This is a genomic window from Fischerella sp. (assembly GCF_013388695.1).
Taxonomy (GTDB): Bacteria; Cyanobacteriota; Cyanobacteriia; order Cyanobacteriales; family Nostocaceae; genus PCC9605.
In genome coordinates, this window is the sequence record NZ_JACAEU010000053.1 from 1 (window position 1) to 6,373 (window position 6,373).

Sequence of the window (6,373 nt, forward strand, 5' to 3'; positions counted from 1 at the left end):
CGAGAGTACGGCACCAAAAACATAGAATGGTGCGTTAGCCTTTGGCGTAACGCAACGGCAATAAAGGGGGAGGAAAATCCACACCCCTTTTTGCCTCCCCTACGTATCTTTTCAAAAATTAAATACTAGTCCTATAGTACTTAATGGTTTTACAAAAGTTAATAAACTGTTTTGCGTAAAAGCCTGAGAAACATTTGATTATCTATATAGCAACTGATAAACAATAATTCACTCTGCAAGTATTTTTAGCAATTAGGGAGAAAAAAATGCATCTTTCTTATCGTGGCACTCGTTATCAATCTCAGGCTAATCAATTACAAACTTCAGACAATAATAAAGAGGGTAATTACCGAGGAAATGCTTACAAAATTGCTAAGGCTATAGATGCTCAAGCTCAAAAATGCTCTCAACTAAAATATCGTGGAGTTAATTATAAAAATTGCGTAGGCTAAATTATCTTTTTTGAATTAATTGTCAGTCAAATATATATGTAGAGACGCATGCACCACAGATTTTTCTGTAGGATAATTTTGCGTCTCTATATGATTGATGTGTTTTTTTCTGAAATATATTTGGTAATTGTAGCTTAATAACTCCTCAAAATTATAGAAACGCTTGATTATTTGAACTATTGCGATTGCCCTCTGTAGCATATATAGTCGCTGCATAACTTTAAAAATCAACGTAAATACCCTTATGACTGTTATCGTCTTTGGCAGCATCAATATAGATTTAGTAGCAACTGCACCCCGATTACCACTTCCTGGAGAAACGCTGCTAGGACATCATTTTTTTAAAGCAGCAGGCGGTAAAGGTGCAAATCAAGCGGTAGCATTGGCAAAATTGGGAATCCCTACTCAGATAGTGGGACGTGTAGGCGCACAGGGTTTTGGCACAGAACTTATAAATAGTTTGCAAGCTGCTGGTGTGCAAACTGAAAATGTATTCATGGATGAAACAATTAGTTCTGGCGTTGCGATTATTACTGTTGATGATGCAGGCGAAAATCAAATTATTGTTATTCCTGGTGCAAACGGACGTGTCAATCAAGAAGATGTAACAAGAGTGTCGCGTTTGCTATCGGGAAGCTCAGCACTACTGCTACAATTTGAAATTCCTATGTTTGCAGTAGTTGCAGCTGCACAAGCAGCAAGAGAAGCAGGAGTAACCGTAATTCTCGATCCCGCACCCGCACAATCTGATGTACCAGATGAACTTTACTCCTTGGTTGATATTATTACTCCCAATGAAGTAGAAGCAGGACAACTACTAGGTTTTCCTGTCTCTGGACAAGAGTCGGCGAAAAAGGCAGCTGCACAATTGTTAAAAAAGGGTGTGAAAAATGCGATCGTGAAATTAGGCGCACAAGGTGTAGTTTGTGCCACCTCTGATGAAACTTTCTTTGTGCCTGCGTTTCCAGTGCAGGCGGTAGATACTACCGCTGCTGGAGATGCGTTTAATGGTGGTTTAGCCGCTGCACTATCCCAAGGACTTTCTTTGCATCAAGCAGTGGTATGGGGTGCAGCAGCGGGTGCATTAGCTGCGACTAAACCAGGTGCACAACCTTCGCTTCCAGATAGGTTGGCGTTTGATGCCTTTCTTAAAGAAAAGAGAGTTGTTAGTGGTTAGTGGTTAGTTGGAAGAAGACAGCTATGCTGGAAGGGGCAAGGACATCGGAAAAACAAGAGGGGGAAGGGGAAAAGGGGGAAAGGTGAAAGGTTAATAAATTCCTTTACCCTTTAACCTTTATCCAATGCCCAATTTCCAATGCCCAATGCCCAATGCCTAATTCCCCATTTCCCAAATTACTTACCAATATCCTCATTCCACAATTCGGGGTTTTCCTCAATAAACTCACTCATCATTTTTTCGCATTCCTTAAGGTTTAAATCAATTACTTCCACACCGTGGGATACCATAAACTCTTTAGCACCGGAAAAGGTTCTAGATTCTCCGGCTATGACTTTTTTAATACCAAATTGCACTACTGCCCCAGCACATAAATAGCACGGCATTAGGGTTGAATAGAGTGTTGTACCTCTGTAGCTGCCAATTCTACCAGCATTGCGAAGGCAATCAATTTCGGCGTGGGTGACAGGATCGCCGTCTTGGACGCGCTTGTTGTGTCCTCTGCCGAGAATTTTACCATCCTTGACAAGAACAGAACCAATGGGAATTCCACCTTCTTGTCTACCTTGTTGTGCTTCCTCTATGGCAGCTTGCATAAATACATCCATTTGTTAAATCTCCTCTGAGTAGCTGAATAGAGGGATCATATCGTTTTCACAGAATTTAACCTGTTCTAAACGGGAATACTTTTTTAATACGATGTATCCCTAAAAAAGACTCTACTTTATATTTTGGATACTACGTTATTGGCAAGAGCTAAAAACTTGCCTTGGAATACTTCCGCCAATTCCAAGCTTTATAACGGCGGGGATTAAACAGATTTATAGCGTCGGTAGATGTCTCCACAGTTTCTACATTCTTGTGAGGCTTTATTATGATTGAACGTGTAATATTCTCTTGTTCACTCATATTTAGTACTATTTTCTTGAGTTTGACTCCAGCCTTTGCCCAACCCGTAACTGAAACTAATTGCGAAAAGATAGGAAATTGCGCATCACAATGTGCTACAAGAGAATGCTTACTACAAAAAAACTACGACAAGTAACTCAACCAGCAATAATTCCACCAAGAAACCCATCAACAAGTCCACCACCAGAAGCATGTCCGCAGCCGAAACCAAAAGATATTGGTTGCACGGTCGATAAACCTTGTATCAAATATCTTTGTGTAAATGGACAGTGGGAAGCTATGATAAATAATTAGTAACAAGTTAAGGAAAAGCAGGATTTAACAGTTGCTCCCATCAAGGGATGATTCTTGTGGGGTGGGTATCCTACCCGCCCAGATAATTCCAGAAACAGACCAGACACCAATACCACTTGGCGGATCGTACACATCGAGAAATTGGCGATCGCAGTTGGCAATGCTAAATTTGAGACTGCTGGAAGTTGCTGAGGTTGGGCTTCCGTGACTTTTTACCAACAAAGGTGGTTTTTCACTTACAGGGGCAGTATAATCACGCTTTTTATGTGGATAGAATAGGGTAAAGGAAAGAAGCACCGCCATATTCATGAACACGTCTACGTACATTGAAAGACGCAGGCGTGATATCCTGAGTTTGACCATCGGGAATCCAGCGTACAAGCATACTTCTAACTTGCTCTGACGGTCACAATTCAATCCAGTAAATGACTTAGCCATCGAAACTAACTTTTCCCAATCTGATGGTATGCGAAGTAATCAAATTTGTGGTAATAGGCGATCGCCAAGATCCATAAGATTTTACCTGTGTTTTCATGATGCTCTTACCTAAGTAAATTTAAACCCAAAAATAGAGCAGCAACGCTACCTGCTACAGAAATTTCTTCTTGGATAATTTTGTCCAAAACTGATTCCACTGGAACTAAGACTATTTCAATTTCTTCTGTAATATCTAGCATTTGATCGCCAGATTTTATAACATTTTCCGCGAAAAATAAATGTATTTTCTTGGTATCTTTGACTGGATTATCATCGACCCAGAGGCATTAAATCGATGTTTTCTGCAATGGGTAGAAACCCTGGTGAGTTCAATGGGAGGAGAGATTATTCCCATAGATGGAAAGACCATCAGATATTAATGGAATTCAAGGAAACTAGCCGCCGCTGAACACGACCGTTGGGCTGCTTAAGTTTCTAATGGGGACAGCACCACAAATTTGATAGCGAAACTAAACACCTTATCAAGGTTGAAGATGGTATAGTGTGAAATATCGGTTTTGATGGGGAGCAGCCATCAAACGCAAGGGGGAAAGTGCAGTGCGAATCTGCCGCTGTCCCGCAGCTGTGAAGAGAGTCGCAACTCTCTCAGTCAGAATGCCCGCCGAGTTACAAACCTGTTACATATACATCTGCGAGGTACGGATGATGCGAACTTCAAGCTTTTGTGATCGGATTTTTGTTGGAATTTTAAGATTGTAGCGTTCTGAATTGACTATCTGAGTTGAACGCGAGGTTGCTATTTGGCGAGACTACCTGAGAGAAGGTAGTCAGCATTCTTGCTGTCAATTGAAGACAGTGTCATCGCTTTGTCTGCTTATGGGTTGCTTCTTAGTTGGGAAGCAGCTAGTTTTGCACGTTTATTTACAGAATTTAGGACACTACAACAATGACCATTCAAACTGCAACGCTGGGGTATCCCCGCATTGGTAGAAATCGTGAGGTTAAAAAGGCATTAGAAGCCTTTTGGAGCAGTAAATCTGATGCAGAAACCTTGTTGCAAACGGTTCGAGAGGTTGAATTTGCGAACTGGAAAACCCAACTCGAAGCTGGGATCGATCGCATTGGCATCGGTGACACCACCCTTTATGACCATGTGCTGGATTGGAGTGTTCGTCTGGGGTTGATTCCCGATCGCTTTCGTCATCTCGCTGGATTCGACCAATATTTTGCAATGGCACGCGGCAAGGATGGCATTCCGGCGCTGGAAATGACCAAGTGGTTTGATACCAACTATCACTATCTGGTGCCAGAAATTGCATCTGATGCCCAACCAGAGGCAAACTTTGCAGACTTTTTGGCGATGGTGCAGCGATCGCAGTCCCTCTTGGGTGAACGAGCCGTGCCCATCATCCTTAGTCCAATCACCCTACTGTGTTTAAGCCGTTTAGAAGGCAATCTGGAAACCCATCTCGAAAAACTATTGCCACTCTATAGCAATCTATTCTCTCAGCTTCAAGTACTGGGCATCACAGAAGTACAGGTGCATGAGCCAATTCTAGTCACAAGCAGTGCTACGGCTCTGAGAGAGGCGATCGCCACCACCTACACCCAGTTGGCTCAAGTGGGTATACCCATTCAACTCGTTACCTATTTTGATGATCTAGGAGTGACTTATCCCTGGGTGATGGAATTACCTGTGGCTGGCATCGGTTTAGACTTCACCCGCGGACGCAATTTAGACTTACTCAAGCAGCATGGTTTCCCAGCAGATAAACAGTTGGGGGTGGGCATTGTCGATGCGCGTAACATCTGGAAAATTCGTCCCGATACGGTGCTGTCAACATTAGCAACGATTCAAAACATCACGGCTAACATTCGGATACAGCCATCTGCATCCTTACAATTTGTTCCCTACGATGCAACGCGAGAAACCAAACTGCCAGAACCCTTGCGAAATGTGCTGAGTTTCGCAGAACAAAAGCTGGATGAGGTCGTGCTGCTGGCACAGATATTAGCCGGGGATGATCTGAGCGATCGCTCAGCCTTGGTACAAACGAAGTGGAACGCCTTCGAGCAATTTAGTCCTGCCAATGAAAGCGTGCAGGTTACGGTTAAGAATTTGACAGCGAAGGACTTCGAGCGATCGCTCTCCTATTCCCTGCGTTTAGACCAACAGATTCCCTTACCTGCTCTCCCCACGACCACGATCGGTTCCTTTCCCCAGACCTCCGAAGTCCGACAACTGCGGGTAAAATCCAAGCGAGGAGAACTGACAGCAGCAGAATACCAAGCGGCGATCGATGCTGAGATTGCCGAGTGCATTAAGTTCCAGGAAGAGATCGGCATTGATGTGCTGGTACATGGCGAATTTGAGCGCACAGATATGGTGGAATACTTCGGTCAGCAACTCTCTGGATTTGCTTTTACTGAAAACGGCTGGGTGCAAAGCTATGGCAGTCGCTGCGTGCGTCCACCGATCATCTATGGCGATGTGGCGCGTCCTCAACCCATGACGGTGCGAGAGTTTCAGGTGGCGCAAGCTTTAACTCAAAAACCTGTGAAAGGAATGCTCACAGGTCCCATCACCATTCTCAACTGGTCGTTCCCACGTAGTGATATTTCTCGACAGGAACAAGCATTCCAAATTGCCTTGGCAATCCGCAAAGAAGTCGCCGATTTGGAAGCTGCTGGCGCGCGGGTGATCCAGGTAGATGAACCTGCTCTACGGGAGGGCTTACCGCTGAAACTAGAACGCTGGAATGACTATCTCTCCTGGGCGGTAGATGCGTTTCGCTTAGCAACGGCGATCGCCCAGCCATCAACCCAAATTCATACTCATATGTGCTATTGCGAATTTGGCGACATCATCAAAGAGATTGAACGTCTAGATGCAGATGTGATTTCAATTGAGAACAGTCGCAGCAATAACCGCACCTTGCAAGAAGTCACCAATGCTGGCTACTCCCATCAAATTGGCAATGGGATCTACGATATTCACAGTCCAGTCGTGCCCACAACCGAACAATTAGCGCAGCAATTGCAGGCAGGCATTCACAATTTACCATTGCGACAAATCTGGGTGAATCCCGATTGCGGATTGAAA

The 6,373-nt window shown here is 43.9% G+C and carries 6 protein-coding genes, 1 pseudogene and 1 riboswitch; of the genes and pseudogenes, 4 read left to right on the forward strand and 3 right to left on the reverse strand.

Annotated elements, in window-relative coordinates; genetic code table 11:
• Positions 1 to 266: 266 nt before the first annotated feature.
• Both HXY43_RS07710 and rbsK read left to right on the forward strand, forming a co-directional pair.
• Entirely contained in the window at positions 267 to 452 is a 186-nt protein-coding gene (locus tag HXY43_RS07710; protein ID WP_026736626.1) for a DUF4278 domain-containing protein, read from the forward strand.
• 244 nt (positions 453 to 696) lie between these two features.
• The gene (rbsK, locus tag HXY43_RS07715; protein WP_290881875.1) at positions 697 to 1,629 is read left to right on the forward strand and encodes a ribokinase; all 933 of its coding nucleotides are present in this window, start codon (positions 697 to 699) and stop codon (positions 1,627 to 1,629) included.
• A 176-nt stretch (positions 1,630 to 1,805) separates the two neighbouring features.
• Here rbsK and HXY43_RS07720 read toward each other — a convergent pair whose 3' ends face one another.
• The 3 genes and pseudogenes from HXY43_RS07720 to HXY43_RS07730 form a co-directional block, all read right to left on the reverse strand.
• Entirely contained in the window at positions 1,806 to 2,237 is a 432-nt protein-coding gene (locus tag HXY43_RS07720) for a nucleoside deaminase (protein ID WP_026736628.1), read from the reverse strand.
• A gap of 619 nt (positions 2,238 to 2,856) precedes the next feature.
• Complete coding sequence (locus tag HXY43_RS07725) at positions 2,857 to 3,270, reverse strand: hypothetical protein (RefSeq protein WP_290881879.1); 414 nt, start codon at positions 3,268 to 3,270, stop codon at positions 2,857 to 2,859.
• A gap of 104 nt (positions 3,271 to 3,374) precedes the next feature.
• Positions 3,375 to 3,593 (reverse strand): annotated as a pseudogene (locus HXY43_RS07730) (NUDIX hydrolase); the annotation flags it as partial.
• Between HXY43_RS07730 and HXY43_RS07735 the strand changes: the two are divergent.
• Together HXY43_RS07735 and metE are read left to right on the forward strand one after the other, a co-directional pair.
• The gene (locus tag HXY43_RS07735) at positions 3,549 to 3,689 is read left to right on the forward strand and encodes a hypothetical protein (protein ID WP_290881881.1); all 141 of its coding nucleotides are present in this window, start codon (positions 3,549 to 3,551) and stop codon (positions 3,687 to 3,689) included. The pseudogene HXY43_RS07730 and the gene HXY43_RS07735 overlap by 45 nt on opposite strands.
• 116 nt (positions 3,690 to 3,805) lie before the next feature.
• Positions 3,806 to 3,951, forward strand: a riboswitch (cobalamin riboswitch).
• A 265-nt stretch (positions 3,952 to 4,216) separates the two neighbouring features.
• On the forward strand, positions 4,217 to 6,373 hold a 2,157-nt coding region (gene metE / locus HXY43_RS07740), incomplete at its 3' end, for a 5-methyltetrahydropteroyltriglutamate--homocysteine S-methyltransferase (RefSeq protein ID WP_290881882.1).